The sequence below is a fragment of the Bauldia sp. genome (assembly GCF_965232525.1).
Taxonomy (GTDB): domain Bacteria; phylum Pseudomonadota; class Alphaproteobacteria; order Rhizobiales; family Kaistiaceae; genus Bauldia.
This window is the reverse complement of record NZ_OZ246980.1, coordinates 1,557,626-1,576,805: the sequence shown is the minus strand read 5'-3', so window position 1 is coordinate 1,576,805 and position 19,180 is coordinate 1,557,626. Positions and strand designations below refer to the sequence as shown.

The 19,180-nt window shown below is 61.5% G+C and carries 17 protein-coding genes; 16 read left to right on the top strand and 1 reads right to left on the bottom strand.

Features of this window, described 5'->3' with window-relative positions; all coding sequences use genetic code 11:
- Positions 1–299 precede the first annotated feature (299 nt).
- Positions 300–1,283 carry a tetratricopeptide repeat protein gene (locus tag ACO076_RS07605; RefSeq protein WP_421726118.1) on the top strand — a complete coding sequence of 328 codons (984 nt, stop codon included), beginning with the start codon at positions 300–302 and terminating at the stop codon, positions 1,281–1,283.
- Positions 1,284–1,603: 320 nt separating this feature from the next.
- Here ACO076_RS07605 and ACO076_RS07600 read toward each other — a convergent pair whose 3' ends face one another.
- Positions 1,604–2,194 carry a TetR/AcrR family transcriptional regulator gene (locus tag ACO076_RS07600; protein ID WP_421726117.1) on the bottom strand — a complete coding sequence of 197 codons (591 nt, stop codon included), beginning with the start codon at positions 2,192–2,194 and terminating at the stop codon, positions 1,604–1,606.
- A 252-nt stretch (positions 2,195–2,446) separates the two neighbouring features.
- Between ACO076_RS07600 and ACO076_RS07595 the strand changes: the two genes are divergently transcribed.
- From ACO076_RS07595 to ACO076_RS07525, 15 genes are all read left to right on the top strand, one after another.
- Positions 2,447–3,340 carry an ABC transporter ATP-binding protein gene (locus ACO076_RS07595; protein WP_421726116.1) on the top strand — a complete coding sequence of 298 codons (894 nt, stop codon included), beginning with the start codon at positions 2,447–2,449 and terminating at the stop codon, positions 3,338–3,340.
- A 35-nt stretch (positions 3,341–3,375) separates the two neighbouring features.
- Positions 3,376–4,662, top strand: coding sequence for an ABC transporter substrate-binding protein (locus ACO076_RS07590; RefSeq protein ID WP_421726115.1), 1,287 nt, complete (start codon positions 3,376–3,378; stop codon positions 4,660–4,662).
- Positions 4,663–4,772: 110 nt separating this feature from the next.
- Positions 4,773–5,543 (top strand): ABC transporter permease, encoded by a 771-nt coding sequence (locus tag ACO076_RS07585; protein WP_421726692.1) that lies wholly within the window; start codon positions 4,773–4,775, stop codon positions 5,541–5,543.
- A gap of 45 nt (positions 5,544–5,588) precedes the next feature.
- Positions 5,589–6,128: an OsmC family protein gene (locus tag ACO076_RS07580; protein WP_421726114.1), complete on the top strand. Its 540-nt coding sequence runs from the start codon at positions 5,589–5,591 to the stop codon at positions 6,126–6,128.
- Between the two features lie 71 nt (positions 6,129–6,199).
- Positions 6,200–7,333 (top strand): acyl-CoA dehydrogenase family protein, encoded by a 1,134-nt coding sequence (locus ACO076_RS07575; RefSeq protein WP_421726113.1) that lies wholly within the window; start codon positions 6,200–6,202, stop codon positions 7,331–7,333.
- A 60-nt stretch (positions 7,334–7,393) separates the two neighbouring features.
- The gene (locus ACO076_RS07570; RefSeq protein ID WP_421726112.1) at positions 7,394–8,248 is read left to right on the top strand and encodes a sulfurtransferase; all 855 of its coding nucleotides are present in this window, start codon (positions 7,394–7,396) and stop codon (positions 8,246–8,248) included.
- 90 nt (positions 8,249–8,338) lie between these two features.
- The gene (locus ACO076_RS07565) at positions 8,339–9,547 is read left to right on the top strand and encodes an NAD(P)/FAD-dependent oxidoreductase (protein WP_421726111.1); all 1,209 of its coding nucleotides are present in this window, start codon (positions 8,339–8,341) and stop codon (positions 9,545–9,547) included.
- A 38-nt stretch (positions 9,548–9,585) separates the two neighbouring features.
- Positions 9,586–10,074 (top strand): cyanase, encoded by a 489-nt coding sequence (gene cynS / locus ACO076_RS07560; RefSeq protein WP_421726110.1) that lies wholly within the window; start codon positions 9,586–9,588, stop codon positions 10,072–10,074.
- Positions 10,075–10,299: 225 nt separating this feature from the next.
- On the top strand, positions 10,300–11,289 hold the full coding sequence (locus ACO076_RS07555) for a LacI family DNA-binding transcriptional regulator (RefSeq protein WP_421726109.1): 990 nt from the start codon (positions 10,300–10,302) through the stop codon (positions 11,287–11,289).
- Positions 11,290–11,382: 93 nt separating this feature from the next.
- Positions 11,383–11,535: a hypothetical protein gene (locus ACO076_RS07550; protein WP_421726108.1), complete on the top strand. Its 153-nt coding sequence runs from the start codon at positions 11,383–11,385 to the stop codon at positions 11,533–11,535.
- 122 nt (positions 11,536–11,657) lie between these two features.
- Positions 11,658–12,914, top strand: a complete 1,257-nt coding sequence (locus tag ACO076_RS07545; RefSeq protein WP_421726107.1) for an ABC transporter substrate-binding protein — start codon at positions 11,658–11,660, stop codon at positions 12,912–12,914.
- A gap of 46 nt (positions 12,915–12,960) precedes the next feature.
- A complete protein-coding gene (locus ACO076_RS07540) occupies positions 12,961–14,394 on the top strand; it encodes a carbohydrate ABC transporter permease (RefSeq protein WP_421726106.1) in 1,434 nt (477 codons plus the stop codon).
- Between the two features lie 6 nt (positions 14,395–14,400).
- Positions 14,401–15,480, top strand: a complete 1,080-nt coding sequence (locus ACO076_RS07535) for a carbohydrate ABC transporter permease (protein WP_421726691.1) — start codon at positions 14,401–14,403, stop codon at positions 15,478–15,480.
- Positions 15,477–16,574, top strand: coding sequence for an ABC transporter ATP-binding protein (locus ACO076_RS07530; RefSeq protein ID WP_421726105.1), 1,098 nt, complete (start codon positions 15,477–15,479; stop codon positions 16,572–16,574). Before ACO076_RS07535 ends, ACO076_RS07530 begins: the two co-directional genes overlap by 4 nt.
- An 84-nt stretch (positions 16,575–16,658) precedes the next feature.
- Positions 16,659–19,178, top strand: coding sequence for a hypothetical protein (locus ACO076_RS07525; protein WP_421726104.1), 2,520 nt, complete (start codon positions 16,659–16,661; stop codon positions 19,176–19,178).
- Positions 19,179–19,180: the final 2 nt, after the last annotated feature.

The following is a 19,180-nucleotide window of genomic DNA, read 5'->3' as shown; positions in this document are numbered from 1 at the left end:
TCGCCGCGGATCGGCTCCCAAGGGCTGACGAGCTCCAGCCGCACGAGCCGTTACCGACGCTCCAGCGTCGGCGAGCTGATCGACTTCCTCGGTGGCGCAGCGGTCTCAAGTAACTCAGTGTGGCAATGGGTCGAGGATAGACGAAAACCAACACCAACTGCAGAGGATCACAATCAGATTTCGGGTTGCTCTTGATCGCAATCTTCTGATTGACACCGCTCGCGATATTGATAGGTGGATAGCTGCAGGCGACTAAATTTCATTGAACCGTGGTTACTTCCCGAAGAGGTTAGGTCGATTTGCCAAAGTATCTCAGCAATCCAGTACAATTCCTGGCGACACCTTTTGTCAATATAAACAACATTGCGCAGGTTTACGATGGCGCCCTCTCCGGCTGGTCGCGAGTAGTGCGTAGATTACTTCTGTGTTTATCGCTCACCTATCTAATCACTCCTACTATATTCCCAGTGGAGGCGGCGCCTGTGGAGTCTTGGCTCACCAATCCAAAAGACAATGGTTCTAGCCGTGAGATCGATAAGATTGCGGTCGATTCCGTATCCGAGACTGGCCGGCAGCCAACGCATTCGATGAGATACGACTGCTGTGTTCTCGTCGCAGAGAAACAAACGGATCGCCCTGTCAATTCGGCTCGCGACGAAATCGGCTTGTTAGCTGTTGCGCAAAACGCTTTGAGTGAGGCGCGTTCGAGTCTTCGCTCCGGCGACGCCGACGCAGCTGAGCAATATTACGCCCAAGCGTTGAACGCCTTCAGTCAGGTTATCGACACCGATCCCACTTCAGCGGAAGCATTTCTGGGTAGAGGCTTAGTTTTCCGTGAGTCGGAGCAGAATACAGACAAGGCGCGGGACGACTTCACCAAGGCAATAAGTCTCGCACCTCAGTGGGTGGAGCCGTATCATCAGCGAGGTGAAATAAATATAACCTCTAGACAATTTGCTCTAGCGGTTGACGATTTCGACACTGCAATCGAATTGGACGGCGCTAATCCCGATCTTTATTTTGGGCGCGGCGTAGCGCTCCTCCTACAAAACAATAATGACGCGGCTATTATGTCAATAGATGACCTAAATAAGGCTATCTCCATTGCACCTCAATTTGCTGATGCTTACAGCACCCGAGGTCGCGCGTATGCGTTGCTGGGGGATTTCGAGCGAGCCACGAACGATTATGAAATGGCACTAAAAATTGACCCAAGCAACGAATTAGCGATGAGGCTCAAAATGCGTCTAGAAGAACACCTTCGCAACTTAGCTGAAAACTAATCCATTTATCTTACGATTCGCAGACATCGAATTCAGTCGAAAAGAAAATAAAAAAGAAATTTTATTTCCATTTTAGCGCCGGCATCGTGGAATTATCGTGCATGATGCATCCGGTTGGATTTGTAGTCGATCTCAACCCAGAAAAAGCAAAAATCGGCTAGCGCATATGCTCGTTTAGTAGTTTGGTATCAGTGAGCCAGCCGCCGAATAGCTCTCCCTGCAGATTGAAGGCATGGCTCGGAATGTGCCTATCGAGAGCTGAGTACAGAGCGGATCCCGTTCGAGATAACCGAGCGGCGCATCTGCCGGCGGCGGGCAGCTTACTTCATCAGGATCCGCGACGCCGCGTTCCGCGCGTGATCGGCCACATTCGGATCTCTCGTGATCAAGGCGGCGACGATGGCCCCATCGATCAGCAGAGCCAATTCATGGGTCAGGCCTTCCGGGTCTTGCGGTCGCGCGTCCTGAGCCAGGCTCCGGATCTTGTCCAAAACGATGGACTTGTGTTTGAGGGCAATGCCCCTCAGCCGGTCGTCGTCCTTGTCATGCTCCCCGACGGCGTTGATGAAGGGGCAGCCAAAGAAGTTTTCCTCCGAGAACCACTTCTTCAGAACGTCGAACAAATGCACCAGCTTGTTGGTGGCGTCACCCGATATCGAATCGACCTCGTTGACGAACCAGCTGCGCCACAGCTCCCCCTCGTGTTCGAGAACCGCCTCCACGAGGCCATCCTTGGAGCCGTAGGCTTTGTACAGCGTGGTCTTGGCGGTCCCGGCGGCGGCGACGACGGTGTCCACGCCGGTCGCGTTGATGCCGTGACGGCAGAACAGATCGGACGCCGCCAGAAGGAGCCTCTCGCGCGCCGCGCCGCGCGCATCAGCGCTGTGGTCTCCATCGATCAGAGCTTCCACGTCGACCTCCAAAGAGGCTACAGATCTGTATCTGTCCTACACCGGCTGATCCGCGAATGCAATTCGGGCCATTGCAGCGATGATCGTCGGGCATGGGTGCACACGGAGTACACGCGCCCACTAAATGGGCGCAGAGTCCACCAGATTGTCCGTGTTTTTGTGCACTGCAGCGCGTCTCCTGATCTCTCCGAAAAATCGATTCTCCATTAAGATTCAAAGCGGGGCGTCTCATTCGTCGAACTGGCACGGGACGTGCTTCTTGCTCGGTTGAAAACAGAACGGTTTGTTTTCTGCGGAGTGGGGATGATGAAAGGCGCGCACATCAAGGCTGAGGGGATCTCTCATACCTATCGGCGCGGGGCGACGATGGCGTTGTCCGAGATCGAGCTCGAGATCCAGCCCAGCGAAGCTATTGCCCTGATCGGCCGCTCAGGCTGCGGCAAGTCCACGCTTCTGCACATCCTGTCCGGCTTGACGCATCCGAGCCAGGGCAGGGTCTTCATCGACGGGGCGCCGGTAACGGGCCCAAGCCCCAGCCGGGTCATGATGTTCCAGGCCCCGAGCCTCTATCCGTGGATGTCGGTCGCGCAGAACGTGGCGCTCGGCCTCAAGTTCAACGGCCGCAAGCACGAGATTAAAACGCGGGTCGCCGAGCTGCTCGATCTGGTCGAGCTCGGCGCTTATGCCAAGCGCAATGTCCAGGACCTGTCCGGCGGCCAGCAGCAACGCGTGGCTCTGGCCCGCTCACTGGCGCTCAGCCCGCAGATCCTGTTGCTGGACGAACCGCTGTCGGCACTAGACGCCTTCACCCGGCATGCGTTGCAACGCGACATCCGGCGCATCGTGTCGGAGCTGGGGATCACGCTGATCCTTGTGACTCACGATCTCAACGAGGCCATCGCGATGGCCGATCGGGTGTTTGTTCTGCGCGCCGATCCCGGGCGCCTTCATGAGGAGGTGGCCATTCCGATGGGGCGCGATCGCAGCCCCGCAAACGCGGAGTTCGCGGAGACACGCGACCGGCTCGCCGCCGCCTACGAGGACGCGGCCGGTATCGCAATGGCCAACAGAATTGTGTTCGGGGCAAACCGGCAGCCCCGTAACGAGGGCGACCGTGAAGCGCCGGCAATCCGAAGCGTCAACTGAATCCGAAATCGCAAATCAGCGGAAGAGATCAGATCATGAGTCGTCACCAGAAAGATTACCTGAAGAGCCTGCAGACCGCCGAGTACGACTGGGCGCTGCAAAGATGGGCCCACGAGGCTTATGCCGGCGATTATTCCCGCCGGCAGCTCCTGAGCATGATGGCGAAGGGCGGCCTGTTCGCGTCGCTCGCCGGCCTCCTGTCCAGCCTGCCGCAGATGTCCTATGCGCAGGACGATGAAGTCGTCCGGATCGGCTACCTGCCCATCACCGATGCGACCGCGCTACTGGTCGCCCACGCCAAGGGCTTCTTCGCCGACGAGGGGCTCGAAGCGGAACGACCGACCCTGATCCGCGGCTGGTCACCGCTGATCGAAGGCTTCGTTTCCAACAAGTTCAACGTTGTCCACTTCCTCAATCCGATCCCGATATGGATGCGGTACAACAACGGGTTTCCGGTCAAGGTCATGGCCTGGGCCCACACCAACGGCTCGGGTCTGGTCGTCGGTCGTCACACCGATATCGAAGACTTCTCCCAGCTGGGCGGCAAGCAGGTCGCCGTGCCCTTCTGGTATTCCATGCACAACATCGTGCTGCAGTACGCGCTGCGGAACTCCGGCGTCAAACCGGTGATCAAGGCGACCGGCGAAGCGCTGGCGGCGGATGAGTGCAACCTGCAGGTCCTGCCGCCGCCGGAAATGCCGGCGGCTCTCGCCGCCAGAAAACTCGACGCGTACATCGTCGCCGAACCTTTCAACGCCCTCGGCGAAATGAAGGCTGGCGCGCGCATGCTGCGCTTCACCGGCGACATCTGGAAGAACCATCCCTGCTGCGTGCTGTGCATGCACGAGGAAGCCACCCAGGCCCGGCCGGAGTGGACGCAAAAAGTGGTCAACGCCGTTGTCCGCGGCGCGATCTACGCGTCCGGCAACAAGGCGGAAGTGGCCGAGATCATTTCCAAGGACGGCGAAGGATACCTTCCCGCGCCGGCGCCGGTCGTCACCCGCGCCATGACCGAATACGACCTCGATTCATACCGCGAGAGCGGCGCGGTCCAGCATGTCGATACCTGGGGCAACGGCCGGATCGATTTCCAGCCCTGGCCCTACCCGTCCGCAACCCGGCTGACCGTCGACCAGATGAAGCAGACGGTCGTTGGCGGCGACACGGGTTTCCTCGCCGATCTCGATCCGTTCTTCGTCGCCGACGATCTCGTGGAACGCAGCTTCGTGCGGTCGGCGCTCGAGCAAAACCCGGCCTGGATGGACGACCCGTCCGTCAACCCCGACAATCCGTTCGATCGTGAAGAGGTGCTGGAGCTTTGACCCGCGCCTCACCGGCTCTGGACGACCAACCGCCACCGCAGCCCGCGCCTGCGGTGGCGCTGAGCGACGCCGGCGACCCGATAGTGCCCTCGGGCGATTCGGGGTCGCGCATACCCGGCTTCGCCGATAATCTCGGCTATGCGGTTGCCGGCATGGCGCTGCTCCTGGCGCTCTGGTGGCTGGGCGGTCGGCTGGTCGAATCTGATCCGGACCTGTTCGCGTTCGCGGATTTTGCACCTGGTCCGGCGCTGGCTCGCCTCGGCGACATGCTGGCGAGCGGCGAGACCTTCGATATGACCTGGCCGAGCCTTTATCGCATCGCGTGGGGGATGGTGTGGGCGATCGCCATCGGGGTGCCGCTCGGCATTATCGTCGGCTGGTTCGCACCCGCCCGCAAGCTGACGAACATCCCTTTTCAATTCCTGCGGATGATCTCGCCACTGTCATGGATGCCGATCGCGGTGATGGCCTTCGCCACATGGGACGGCGCGATCGTCTTCCTGATCGGTATCGCCGCGGTCTGGCCGATCCTGTTTTCGACCGCCGCTGGTCTCCGCCGGGTCGACCCGGCCTGGTTCAAGGTCGCCCGCAATCTCGGCGCCCGCCCCTGGCACATGCTTCTGACGATTATCCTCCCGGCGATCTCCCAGGACATCCTGACCGGAATCCGTCTGGCCGTCGGCGTCGCGTGGATCGTGCTCGTCCCGGCCGAATATCTCGGCGTCACGTCAGGGCTCGGCTACGCCATCAACGATGCCCGCGACACCCTCGAATACGACCGGCTGGCGGCAACCGTCGTCATCATCGGCGTCATCGGCTTTTGCCTCGACTTCCTCTGCCAGCAGGCCATCGCGCGCCTCAGTTGGCACCGCGACGATTAACCCCGATGGCCGTGAGCAGCGCGGCCGCAACACAAGGAGAGTGAAATGTCCAGCCAACCTGCGACCGTGTTGACCGGCTGTCTTGCGCCGATCGACAAGGGCGGACTCGATGACCTGATCGCCAAGGGCAAAGCGAACCCGCAGGCCGTCAAGACGCTGAAATGCAAGACGGTTGCGGAAGGTCGTTTCCGCCATGCCAACTACATTCGCGATCTGGAGCCGTACATCGTCGACGAACCGCCGGGTTTGCTCGGCGACGATACGGCGCCGAACCCATCGGAAGCATCGCTGGCCGCCCTTGGCTCCTGCATCGCCGTCGGCCTGCACGCCAACGCCATTCATCGCGGCATCACCATTAACTCGCTCGAGGTCGAATTGGAGGGCGATCTCAACATCACCGCCGTCTGGGGCACCGGCGATGTCAGCGAGAAACCGGTCGGCTTCACCGATGTGCGGATCATCGTGCGTATGGACGCCGACGCGCCGCAGGACGAGATCGACGCGTTGATCGATCACGTCAGCAAGTGGTCGCCGGTGTTCAACACCTTCTCACGCCCGGTGAACATGGTCGTCACGTCCGCCTGACGGACAGGGTCCGCCTCCCCTCGGAGGCGGACTTCCAACCCGCGAGGGCAAATCGCTTGGGAGCTCCGGCAATGAATATAGAGACGCAGCTACGCCCATCCGTCATTGCGGAACCAGAACCGGAAACGATGATCGAGCGGATCGCCCGACTGGCGCAAAGCGACCTCGCGCCGCTGGTTCAGGATATCGACCAGAAGGGCCACTATCCCGAGGACTTCATGCGCGCCGCCGGCGCGGCCGGTGCCTATTCGGCCCATGCGCCGATGACGACCGGCGGCGAGATCGACATCGAAAGCGCCGTACGCGCCATGTCCGCTGTCGGCGAGCATTGTTTGTCGACGGCGTTCTGTATGTGGTGCCAGAACGCGCTCGCCTGGTACATCGCCTCCAGCGAAAACCAGACGCTGAAAGCGACTATCGGCTCAAAGGTCCTGACCGGCGAAGCGCTGGGCGGTACCGGCCTTTCCAATCCGATGAAGACCCTGTTCGGCATCGAAAGGCTGAAACTGAAGGCCGAAAGGGTGCCCGGCGGCTTCTCCGTGACCGGAGCGCTGCCCTGGGTCTCCAACCTCGGCGACGACCACTATTTCGGCATTGTCTTTTCCCTGCCCCAAGAAGATGACGCAATGGTCATGGCCGTCGCCGATTGTGGCGCCGACGGCGTCAAGATCATAGCCAACGACGATTTCGTCGCGCTCGACGGCACCCGCACCTTCGCCATCCAGTTTCGCCAGGCCTTCATCCCAGACGACCATGTCCTGGCGGACCCGATCACCGACTACATCCCGAAGATCAGAGCCGGCTTCATACTGCTTCAGGCCGGCATGGCCTTTGGCCTCATACGAAATTGCATCGATCTGATGGAGGGGGTCGGCAACTCGCTCAGCCACGTCAATTGCTTCCTTCCCGATCAGCCCTCCGACTTCCGCGAGACGCTGGCCGCACTGCAAGACGAGGTCTTCGATCTCGCCAAAACGCCGTTCGACCGGTCGGATGCGTATTTCGTAAGGGTGATCAAGGCGCGCCTGGCCGCGGGTGAGGCCTCTGTCGCCGCCGCCCATAACGCCATGCTCCATTGCGGCGCGCGCGGCTACGTCAGGCGGGGCGCTGCCCAACGCCGGCTGCGCGAAGCCTACTTCGTCGCGATCGTCACCCCGGCAACCAAGCAACTGCGCAAGATGCTCGCCGACTTCGGTGCGGCGTAGCCACGGAGCGCCTTGGTAGGCGCATTCCTTCCCAGCAACCGCGTCACAAGGAGAATAGCAATGCGTTACGCAAGCTTGATCTCACCGACTGAGCTTGAGGCGATGATGGAGACCACACCGTGTGTCATCATCGACACGCGTGACCCAGAGTCCTTCGCCGCCGGACATATTCCCGGTGCCGTGAATCTCCACGACATCTTCACCTATCTTGCGACCTCGTCGCCCGAGGGCATTGTCGAACTGCGGGAGCGCTTCGCAGACGAATTCGGCGCGGTCGGCTTGTCTGGCGAGGAGACCGCGGTCCTCTACGAGCAGTCGATGAATACCGGCTTCGGTCAATCTTGCCGGGGCTACTTCCTGCTTCAGTACCTGGGCTACCCCAAGATCAAAGTCCTGCACGGCGGCTTCGCCGCCTGGACGGCAGCCGGCTTTCCAGTTTCGACCGAAGCCGCGGTTCCGGAACCGAAGTCGTTCCCCATTTCGGAAACCGGAAGCGACCTGATGATGGATGCGGCCGCTATGCTCGCTGCGGTCAAGGATCCGTCGATCGTCAAGCTCGACGTCCGCGATATCGACGAGTGGATTGCCGAAAGCTCGTCACCTTACGGCAAGGATTTCTGCCCGCGGAAGGGCCGTATCCCCGGCGCCCGGTGGATCGAGTGGTACCGCATGATGAAGCCAACGCCTTCCGGCCCGATGATCAAGAGCGGCGAGGAAGTGCTCGCCGAGTGCGCGACGGTCGGCATCACCCCGGATACCCCGGTTGCGCTCTACTGCTTCAAGGGAGCCCGCGCGTCGAACACCTATCTGGCACTCAAGGAAGCCGGCGTGAAGGACGTCAAGATCTATTTCGGCTCCTGGAACGAGTGGTCTCGCAACCCCGATCTGCCGATCGAGGAAGGCCCGCCCTACTAACCGCCGGCCGCGAATCGGGCATGGCGCCGCCATTGCGCGCCGTGCCCTGCGCCCAAACTGCAATCTCACCCTCTCGGGGACAACGGCGGAATGAAGCCTCCTTTCGTAATCGTCGGCGCGGGTCAGGCCGGCATCAAGGCCGCCGAGACCTTGCGGCAGAAAGGCTACGACGGCGATCTGGTGATGATGGGGGAGGAACCGTTCCTTCCTTATCAACGCCCCCCGCTGTCCAAAGCCTATCTGCAGGGCGAGATGGATGAAGAGCGCCTGTTCTTCAGATCGAAAGCCTATTTCGACACCGCCGCCATCGATCTGCGGACCAACGCAAAAGTCGTTTCGATCGATCCCGCTGGACGATGCATCGCGCTGTCCGACGGATCGATCCTGGCCTATGCCTCGCTCTTGCTTACGACCGGCACGCGCGCGCGTCGCATCCCATTGCGGGGGGTCGACCTGGACGGCGTCTTTTCGCTGAGGACGATCGCCGATGTCGCCGCGATCCGCGCCGCCTTACAGGAAGCGGAAAGGATCGTGATCCTCGGCGGCGGCTATGTCGGCATGGAGTTTGCCGCCGTCGCCGCCAAACTCGGCAAAACCGTCAGCGTCATCGAGGCGCGGCCACGGATCATGGAACGCTCCGTCGCCCCGGAAATCTCCGCCTACTTCCAGACCCTCCACCGGGAGAACGGCGTGACTCTTCTGCTGGAGCGAAGCGTCTCGCACCTTGCCGGAACCGGACATGTGAGCGCGGCGGTTCTTGCTGACGGGACCGAGATACCTGCCGATCTCGTGCTCGTCGCAGTCGGCGCCGAGCCGGTGACAGATCTGGCTGAGGCGGCCGGCCTGGCCATCGACAACGGCATATCGGTCGACGCTTTCGGCCGAACGTCCGCCGCCCGCATTTACGCGGCCGGCGACTGCACCGCGTTTCCCGCGGCGCGCTACCGCCGGACCATCCGGCTGGAGAGCGTGCAGAACGCCATCGATCAGGCCAAGGCGGTTGCCGGCACCATGCTTGGCGAGACGGAACCTTACGATCCCGTACCATGGTTCTGGTCCGATCAATACGACGCCAAGCTCCAGATCGCCGGCCTTTCCGCGGGCTATGACGACGCAGAGATCGAAGGCGACCCGGCATCCGGTAGCTTCGGCATGCGCTACTACCGTGCTGGCCGACTTATCGCGGTCGATGCCATCAATGCACCCCGCATCCACATGCTGGCGCGCCGCGAATTGCAGTCGAGCGACGCCACCTCCCAGACCGCCCGGACACCAGCAGCGGCCACCGCTGCCGAGTAGCCGATCCCCTTACAGACGCCACGAACAAGGAGTGCCTCATGACAAGAGAAGAGCTGACGGAAAAGATTCTCGACATCAAGCGCGAGAAGGGCTGGACGTGGAAATACGTCACCGACGAAATCGGTGGCATGAGTCCGGTCCTCGTCGTCGGAGCGCTGCTCGGTCAGCACAAGCTGGTCAAGCCGCTGGCGAAAGCGGCCGCCGACCTGTTCGGACTAAACGAATCTGAAGAAAGGATGCTGAACGAGGTGCCGATGCGCGGTGCAGGTGTACCGATGCCGCCGACCGACCCGCTCATCTACCGCTTCTATGAGCTGGTGATGATCAACGGACCGGCGTGGAAAGCGCTGATCGAGGAAGAGTTCGGTGACGGCATCATGTCGGCGATCGACTTCGATTTCGATATGGAACGGCTCGCCGATCCCAAGGGTGACCGCGTCGCCATCAAGATGTCCGGCAAGTTCCTACCCTACAAGTATTACGGGGCCGAGCAGGGCATTCCCACGCTCGGCCTGAAAGAGGCATAGGCCGAGCCGCATGTCTCGTCATTGGTCCGGGCCGGGGTGAAAACCCGACTGGATCGGGCAATCCAGCACGATGCATGAACATGACGGCAATCCGGCACATTTCAGACGCGCCGGATCACATCGACCGGCGTGCGTCGGCCTTCGGATGAGGGACACCGCCTTTACGTTGAACAGAATTTAGTAAATGTTGCCTCGATCCGAATTAAGCGGATTGGCAGGCATCACATGGTCAAGCTGAAGGATATTGCCGAGGCCGTTGGGGTATCGAACACCACCGTGTCGCGGGTTCTTAATGAAGATCCTCTGCTTTCCGTATCGGCGGAGACCCGCCGGGTCATTCTGGCCGTTGCCAGCGAATTGAAATATACGCCGCGGCGTGCGCGCGGCAGACAGACACCGGTCGGGCGCCGCGTCGCGGTCCTTGTCGGGGAGTTCCTCGGCGACGAACTGGAGGATCCCTACTATGCCGGCCTGCGGCTTGGAATCGAGCAGAGGTGCTTCACGCTCGGCTTGAACGTCATGATCACCCAGGACTCCGGTGCGCTGGACGGGATGCTTCGGCGAAAGGGCACTGGCGCGGTGGTCATCGGACCGACGTCAAGCGCTGTGCAGAAGAAGCTCGAGGACACCCAGGACCGGGTTGTTCTCATCGATCCGATACCCCCGGCCGGCGCGCTCGATAGCGTGCGCCACGATATGTTGGCTGCCATCAACTCGCTGCTCGACAGCCTTTGGCAAAAGGGCTACCGGCGCCTCGGTTTCATTGGCGGCGCGGCGAAGAACAAGGAAGCGAGCCTGCTGGAAACCCGGCATGCCGCCTTCGTAGGCTGGACGAAGGAACGGGATGTCCATTCGCCCTCTCTCGTCTCGGTCGAAGGGTCGACAATCGATCTCGGCTACGAGAACGCGATGAACCTGCTGGAATCGGGGGCTCCGCCCGACGTCATCGTCGCCTGCACCGACAACATGGCAATCGGCGCCTACAAGGCAATCGCGGAGAAGGGGTGGCGGACGCCCGAAGACATCGCGGTTGTCGGCTTCAATGACAATCCAGCCTCGGAATTTCTGCATCCGCCCCTGTCGAGCGTGCGGCTTGCCCCTGATGTCGCTGGGACGGCAGCGGTCGACCTCCTGATGGAGCGGCTGGACGGACGCAGCCTGGCAAAGACGATTCTGCTCCACCCTCAGATCAAATGGCGTCAAAGCACGCGCTGATCGGTTGCGCGATTTTACTGAAAAGTTTACCTTGGCTGGCAATGGTCCAGCGACGGAACAACCGTCGAAAGCAAGCGATTCAGGGAGGAAACCGTGGCGAGCGTTGTCTGCCTGAGGCGGGGCTGGGGCTTTGCCGTCGTACCGAGCCTGATCGGCCAAACGGCTGCGGCGATAGCGAACGACGTGTTCCGAGCTGACGATTTGCGCCCACCAGAGCGCGCCGGCAAGATCGATCCGGCGCTGTGACGAGCGGAGCAATGGGATCGCGATGTCGGCGCGGGATCGATCTGATAGGCTCGGAAGCTGAAGAAACGAAAGGCGAGACAGGTCGTCAATCCAAGGGGAGGAAGAGGACTATGCGTAAATCGATGATGACAAAAAATGCGCTGGGCGCTTTGTCGGCGTTCGCGGTTTTTGCCGCAGGGGCAGCACAGGCCGTCGAACTTGAATTCATGGTCAGCGGCGAGGACTCCAAGATCGCTGTCTGGACGGAACTGATCGAGCGCTACAAGGAGGTCGCGCCGGACGTCACCATCAATATGAACCAGGTGGGTTACAATGTGATCCGTGACCAACTGCCGGTTCAGCTCGAGGCCGGCACCGGTCCCGACATGGCCACGATCACCAGCATCGGCGGGCTCAACCCCTTCTACCTCGACATAACGCCATACGTAGATGCCGGTTATTGGGAAGCGGCCTACGGCAGCGTTCTGCCCTGGTATCGCGCCGGCAAACCCGACGGGATCCATGGCTGGCACACGGAAATGACGGTTACCGGGCCTTACGTGAACCGGACCCTCTTCGAGGAAGCGGGCGTCGAGCTGCCGGCTCCCGGTGCGAGCTGGGACGAGTGGGCCGACGCCGCAGCCGACGTGCAGGACAATCTCGACCTCTATGCCGGCATGGTCATGGATCGCTCCGGCCACCGCTTCGCAGGCCCCGCCATGTCGTATGGGGCAAAATACTTCGACGACGCCGGCAATTTCGCTGTCGATGAAGGCTTCATCGACTTCGCCGAGCGTATGATCGACTGGCATGCCTCGGGCTTGATGCCGCCCGACATCTGGCCGGCGGCCGGTGGGCAGACTTATGCCAATGGCAATGAACTGTTCTTCGGCGAGGAAGTGGCGTTCTACATGTCCGGTTCGTGGAACATCGGCAACGTTGCGGACACCGTGGGCGACGCGTTCGACTGGAGCGTGGTACCTGTCCCGTGTGGCCCGGCGGGCTGCGGCGTCATGCCTGGCGGCTCCGGCCTGGTTGCCTTTGCCGCCACCGAACATCCGGAGGAAGTTGCCGCCTTCATCGACTGGATGGCCCAGACAGACATCGCCGGAGAGTACTACGCGCGCACTTTCCAGATCCCGGCCCATACCGAGTTGCAGCAGGCCGGCCTCGACTACGCGGGCGCCGGCGCCTCCGAGGCGGTGGAGGAAGGCCTCAACCTCTTCGCCCAGATGGTTGGGCAGGCGGCCGTCGATACGCCACAGGCCTTCCGCGCCCAGGGTGACCCGCGCAATACGGTGATGTTCAACGCGACCATCAAGTACCTCCCCGAGGTCATGAACGGTGATCTGACGTTGGACGAGGCACTCGACAACATCCGCGAAGAGATCGCCAACTGATTGCGGGTCGGGTTACCGTCGAGCGGCGGCGCGAAGCGGAAAAAGGATGAGCCCCGCAGGCATCGGCCTCGCCGTTCTCGGGCTGTTGTGGATCGGTGGCGGCAGCCTGTGGCTGCTGACCCACCGCTCCTACCGGCTGACACGGATCCCCGAATTTCTCGTGGATCTGGCCGGGTTCCCGGTGGAGTACGCCCAGCGCCTCTGGGGGCGCCAGGGCGTACCCTTCATGCTGTTGATGCCGAACATGATCATCTTCGGCCTCTTCACCTTTGTCCCGCTGATCCTGAATTTCTACGTCTCGATGACGAGCGGCGAATCGATCCTGCTCCACAATCGACCCTTCGTCGGTTGGGAGAATTACGCCCGGATCTTTGAATGCGAGACCATCTTCAGCCCCCGGACCTGCTCGGTCGAAGGCTATGCCTTCTGGAACGGGATGTTCAACACGATCCTCTTCGTGTTGATCCAGGTGCCCGTGCTGCTGGTCGTCTCGCTAATGACGGCGATCGTGGTCAATCGCGCCATGGCCGGGCGAGGATTCTGGCGGGCGATGTTCTTCTATCCGGTGATGCTCTCGCCGGTCGTCATCGCCAATATCTGGGGTTGGGTCCTGGACCGGCGCGGCGTGCTCAACCACTCGCTCGACATGGCGACCGGGACGATCAATGCGCTATCGGCCACCACCTACTTCAATCTCACAGTCACGGTGATCCTCGCGGTCATCCTGCTGGTGACCGCCGCGCGAACCCTGCCGGCAAACCGTGACCCTTCGCTGGCTTGGGCTTGCGTCTTCGCCTTCTTCTTCTTCCTCGTGGTGCTGTGGTCGGACGTCGCCGTCTTTGTGCTTCCCGATGTCCAGTACGCGACGGCGTTCCTTGGCCTCGCACTCGTGCTCGTGCTGCTGTGGTTGGCCTCGCGCGCTGACCCGCGCACGCGTATTGCCGTCTGGGTCTGTTGCCTCGTTTCGGTTGCGCTGCTGCTGACCATTCAGTTCGATTCGGTTTTTGATTTCGGCCGATTCCGCTCGATCAACTGGCTGGTCACGCCGAACACCGGCTGGCCGTTCTTCTGGCTTGTCTTTGTCTACACCTGGTCGCATGCGGGCTTTTTCATGCTGATCCTGCTGGCCGGCCTGCAGGCCATTCCGGCCGATCTCTATGAAGCGGCCCGCATGGACGGCACCCGGCCCTTCCGCGTATTCACCCGGATCACCGTGCCGCTCGTCATGCCGACGATCCTGGTGGTGCTGGTGCTCTCACTGATCCGCAGTTTCCAGATTTTCGATGAATCCTATCTGCTCACCGGTGGCGGGCCCGGTCGCGAAACACAGATGATCGTTCAGAACATCTACGAGACCGCGTTCGGCACCGAGCAGCCCGACTACGGTATCGCCTCGGCCAGTTCGGTTCTGATGGCGGCTGCCATTGCGATCTTTGCGCTCGGGCAGCTCGTCTTGACGCGCCGCCAATCAGAGATGTGAGCCATGATGAGGATTGTCCGTTTCCTCACCCGAACAGCAGGTAGCGCCGACGGCAGCGGCCGGATCGGTGTCACCGACGTGCTGGCTTACTGTTATCTGGGCCTTGGCGTGCTCATCATCCTCATCCCCGTGATGTGGACCTTCCTTACCTCCGTCAAGCCGGAGCGTGCCGTCGACAGTTTCGACATGCGGCTCGTTCCGCTGGCGCAAGTGCAGAAGGACATCGAGGGATACGGCGAGAAGTACATCTACCAAGCGGAATTGCCGGATGGCGAGTCGGGCCAGGTATTCAAGACGGGCCCCACCCGGAGTCAGACCGACGTCGCGGCGGTCGATGACCCGGAGTCAATCTTCCAGGTGTCACGCCGCTCGCTGGCACCGGTCGAAGAAGTCCGAATTGCCGTCGAGAACTATCTCGACCCCATCCTGAGGCGGAACGGCCAGGAGAATTTTCACTTCCTCACCTACCTGTTCAACAGCGTCTTCGTGACCGCTGCGGCGACGATAATCACCCTGATTATCAACGCCATGGCCGCCTTTGCCTTGTCCAAATATCGCTTCCGCGGCCGATTGACGATCATGTTGCTGATCATCGCCACGCTGTTGGTGCCCGGCACGATTATTCTCGTCTCGACATTCTTTGTCGTCTGGACCCTCGGCATCTTCGGCTCTCTCTGGGGAGTGATCATTCCCGCTGCGGCGACACCGACCGGTGTATTCCTTTTGCGGCAATATATGCTGACGATACCGGACGAGCTGCTCGAGGCAGCCCGGATGGACGCGGCCTCCGAGTGGCGCATCTTCTGGCGGATCATTATCCCGTTGTCTGCCCCCGCGCTGGCCGTGCTGGCGATCCTCTCGGTGATCTGGCGCTGGAACGATTTCCTGTGGCCGCTGATCGTGCTGATCACCGATCCGACCAAGCATACGATCCAGATCGGCCTGACCACCTTCTCCGGGGAGTTCGACTCCGATTTCCACTACATCCTCGCGATGACCGTCGTATCGCTCATCCCGGTCACGTTGATCTTCGTTTATCTGCAACGCTTCATCACCACCGGCATCGCCAGCACGGGGCTCAAGTGACGGTCACGGCGACGCCGACACTCGAACTCCGTGAAATCCGGAAGTCCTTCGGCGCCACTCCGGTCATCCACGGAGTCGATCTTGAGATCGAGGACGGTGAATTCATCGTCTTCGTCGGCCCCTCAGGCTGCGGCAAGTCCACGCTTTTGCGGCTGATCGCCGGGCTCGAAGACCCCACCAGCGGCGATATCCTGATCAACGGAAGCCGGGTCAACGACGTGCCGTCATCCGAACGCGGCCTGTCGATGGTGTTCCAGTCCTATGCGCTCTACCCGCATATGTCGGTGCGCAGGAACCTCACCTTCGGGCTGGAAAACACTCGTATGCCCAAGAAGGAGATCGACCGTCGCATGCGCGACGTGGCGGCGATGCTGCAGATCGAGGAGCTTCTCGACCGTCGCCCGGGCCAGCTCTCTGGTGGGCAGCGCCAGCGTGTCGCCATTGGACGCGCCATCGTGCGCGAGCCGGTGGTCTTTCTCTTCGACGAGCCGCTTTCCAATCTCGATGCCGAGCTCCGGATGCAGATGCGGGTCGAGATTTCCAACCTGCATGCCGACCTCGGCAATACGATGATCTACGTCACCCACGACCAGATCGAGGCCATGACCATGGCCGACCGCATCGTGGTGCTGCGAGACGGGCGCGTTGAGCAGGTTGGCAAGCCGCTCGATCTCTACAACGAGCCGGCAAACAAGTTCGTCGCCGGGTTTATCGGCGCGCCACGGATGAACTTCCTCGACGGGCGGATCACAACCGCGGGGGAGACACAGCTCGTGCTCGATTGCGGCCATTCGCGAGCAATCCGCCCGGTGAAACCGCAAACCGACCGTGGTGTCAGCGTTGGCATCCGGCCGGAGGAAATCGAGGTTTCGACCAGCGGTGTCGGCGACATCGCCGTCCGGGTGAACAATTTCGAGCAGCTCGGTTCGGTCACCTACATCTATACGCAACTGGCCAACGGCGAGAAGCTGACGGTGCAGCTGCCTCGCCAGGTGCCGCTGGAGCGCAATCAGGAGCTGCAGATTTCATTCCCGAATGACAGCGTTCACGTCTTTGGAAGTGATGATGAACAGGCCATCGAGCTCGACGCATGAACGGAGCCGCTTTTTGTCAGTGAGAGCGGGAGCAACCGGTCTCGGACAAGCAGCCCTGACCCGACACCCGCACCAGGTCGATAAGTGAGCAAACCCTTCGATCCCAATGTTCCGGAGCCGCTTGCGCCGGGGCAGGCCATCACCCGGTGGCTCCACAGCGAGGCGACCGAGGTCCAATTTCCCGGCGAACCCCGCCCAAACCCGGACAACGTAACCTACGAGTTCGGCCTGGTCGGTGCCCGCCCGGGCCAGTCTCCGGCGCGTGAGGCCCTCGAACGACGCCCGGCGCCCACCGACCCCACGCTTCCGATCGGACCCTTTGCCAATCTTTACGTCGGGAGCTGGTCACCGAACGTCGACTTTTCGCTGTTTGCCTTTGTGCCGACGCTCATCACCCGCACCCTCAAATGCCGGCTGGCCGCGGTCGAGTCAGGCCGCGCCCGCTTTCGCATCGCCACCTGTGGCAGCCTAAGGATCTGGCTGGGCGAAGCCCTTGTGGAACACTTCGCCCCATTCACGCAGAATCGCGAGACAGACCGGGAGATCGTGCTCGACCTGCCGGCGCATCCCACCGATCTGACGATAGAGCTGGAAGATCTGCACGAGCGGAATACGACGAACTACTTCTCCGTCACCTATCTTGGCGGCGTTGGCGTCGCGGCGACCATTGATGCGCCGGACCCGGACAAACTGCGCCGCGTTGCCGATACGATGGACGCGCTGGAGTCCGACCGCGTGTTCTACGAATCGGGACCGTTGCGGCTGCGCACGGAGGCACGGTTTGACCATGACCTGACGTTGGAGGTTTTGGATATCCAGCAATTCTCCCGGGCCGACGCCCATGAATGCCTGGATCATCCGCCGTTCAGCATCACACTCAAGGCCGGGCAGACCACCGTCTCCCTCCCGGAAATCACCCCGCTGCCGACCGGGTGCACCCAGATCCTGGTGCGCACACAGTGCGACGGCATCACCATCTCCCGCAAGATCGGCACGACCATCCTGGCGCGCGGCGTGCCGGTCAGGGGCAGAACCATTGCGGAGCGGAAGGCGGAGATCCTGAAGATCGCCGTCGAAGATACGGGATGCGAGGCGACCGTAGCGCTCGTCCACCTTGCGGCCGGCCGGCTGACGCCCAAGACCGAGCGCATTCTTCATGACGCCCTCACCGGCATCGAGGAACGACGCGACTGTTCCGACTTCACGATGCTGCCCATGCTGCGCATCTGGCGCGACCACCGCGCAATGCTGTCCCGCGCCCTGCGCGACCGGCTGGAAGCCGCCATACTTGGATACCGCTACTGGATGGCGGAGCCCGGCAACGATGCCATGTGGTTCTGGTCGGAAAACCATGTCTTGTGTTTCCATACGGCACAGCTGGTCGCAGGCGGCCTGTTCGCCGATCGTAAGTTTCCCAACGCCTCGAAAACAGGAGCGGAGCACGCAGCCGATGCGCGCCGTCGCCTTCATCGCTGGTTCGAAGCCATAGAACGCGACGGGTTGTGCGAGTGGAACTCGGCCGCCTACTACCCGATCGACATCTTTGCACTACTGTCGCTGCGGGACATGACAGACGATCCGGCCCTGCGGCAAAAAGCGACCGACGTTCTGGACCGGATCTTCGTGATGACCGGCCTGCACATGACGGGCGGAACACCGGCGGGCGCGCAGGGGCGTTGCTATGAAAAGGAGCTGCTGTCCGGGCCGGTCAACGAGTTGGGCGCGGTGGCGGCGGTCGCCTTCGGCGGCACCTGGTTCCCGGCCTATGGGCGTGCCGCCCTGACCTTGTGTCTATCGGACTATACACCCCCAGAAGTTGCCGGAAAGCTGGCCTCGCCGGACCGGCACGCAACCGTCGAAGCGCACTATACCCAGGGCGCGGGCGCGCACGGGAAACTCTCGCTCTGGAAGTCGGATGGGGCGCAATTGTCGACGGTTTGTGACCACATGACCGGCGAGCGGGGATCGCAGCAGCACGTGCTGGACATTCAGTTGGCCGGCCATCCCTTGGCGCGGCTTTGGATCAACCACCCTGGAGACCGAAAGCCGTGGTCGGAGCGGCGCCCCTCCAAGCTGGCGGGCAATCATTGGCTGCCGCGTATCGCACACCATCGCAATCGCGCCTTTGCGATCTACGATGTGCCTGATGATCCGCGCTACGTGCCGTTTTCGCAGCTCTTCGCGATCGAAGAGGCATTTGATCAGGTGGAAGAAGCCGGACAACACCGTCTGTTCAGAAGTGGCGAATTCACCGTCGTCATCTGGTGCTCGGCCCCCTTGATTCGGGAGTCTTCGGGCCCCTATTCAGGTGCTGTTCGCCGTGCGAATGCTCTGCGAACGGCCTGGTCGGCAACCCTTGAACGCACCGCAACCGAAACCGCGTTTTCCGCGCTCGTCGATCGCGTCGCCGGACTGAGGCCCGTCTTTGATGAGCGTGAACGTATCCTGCGCACCGACGCCTACGAACTCAGATACTCCGGCGCGTTTCTGTTTGGCGGGAACCCGATTGGCCCCATCCATCGCACATCGACACCGACCATTTCGATCGATGGTGCGCCCTACCACGACTGGAGGGTGCTGTCGGAAAGGGACGGCCCGGCCTGAGG

Coding starts and splice junctions, on each gene's coding strand:
- ACO076_RS07535 (WP_421726691.1), top strand. CDS start 14,401: ATGAGGATTGTCCGTTTCCTCACCCGAACAGCAGGTAGCGCCGACGGC.
- ACO076_RS07570 (WP_421726112.1), top strand. CDS start 7,394: ATGCGTTACGCAAGCTTGATCTCACCGACTGAGCTTGAGGCGATGATG.
- ACO076_RS07580 (WP_421726114.1), top strand. CDS start 5,589: ATGTCCAGCCAACCTGCGACCGTGTTGACCGGCTGTCTTGCGCCGATC.
- ACO076_RS07565 (WP_421726111.1), top strand. CDS start 8,339: ATGAAGCCTCCTTTCGTAATCGTCGGCGCGGGTCAGGCCGGCATCAAG.
- ACO076_RS07575 (WP_421726113.1), top strand. CDS start 6,200: ATGAATATAGAGACGCAGCTACGCCCATCCGTCATTGCGGAACCAGAA.
- ACO076_RS07540 (WP_421726106.1), top strand. CDS start 12,961: ATGAGCCCCGCAGGCATCGGCCTCGCCGTTCTCGGGCTGTTGTGGATC.
- cynS (WP_421726110.1), top strand. CDS start 9,586: ATGACAAGAGAAGAGCTGACGGAAAAGATTCTCGACATCAAGCGCGAG.
- ACO076_RS07590 (WP_421726115.1), top strand. CDS start 3,376: ATGAGTCGTCACCAGAAAGATTACCTGAAGAGCCTGCAGACCGCCGAG.
- ACO076_RS07545 (WP_421726107.1), top strand. CDS start 11,658: ATGATGACAAAAAATGCGCTGGGCGCTTTGTCGGCGTTCGCGGTTTTT.
- ACO076_RS07555 (WP_421726109.1), top strand. CDS start 10,300: ATGGTCAAGCTGAAGGATATTGCCGAGGCCGTTGGGGTATCGAACACC.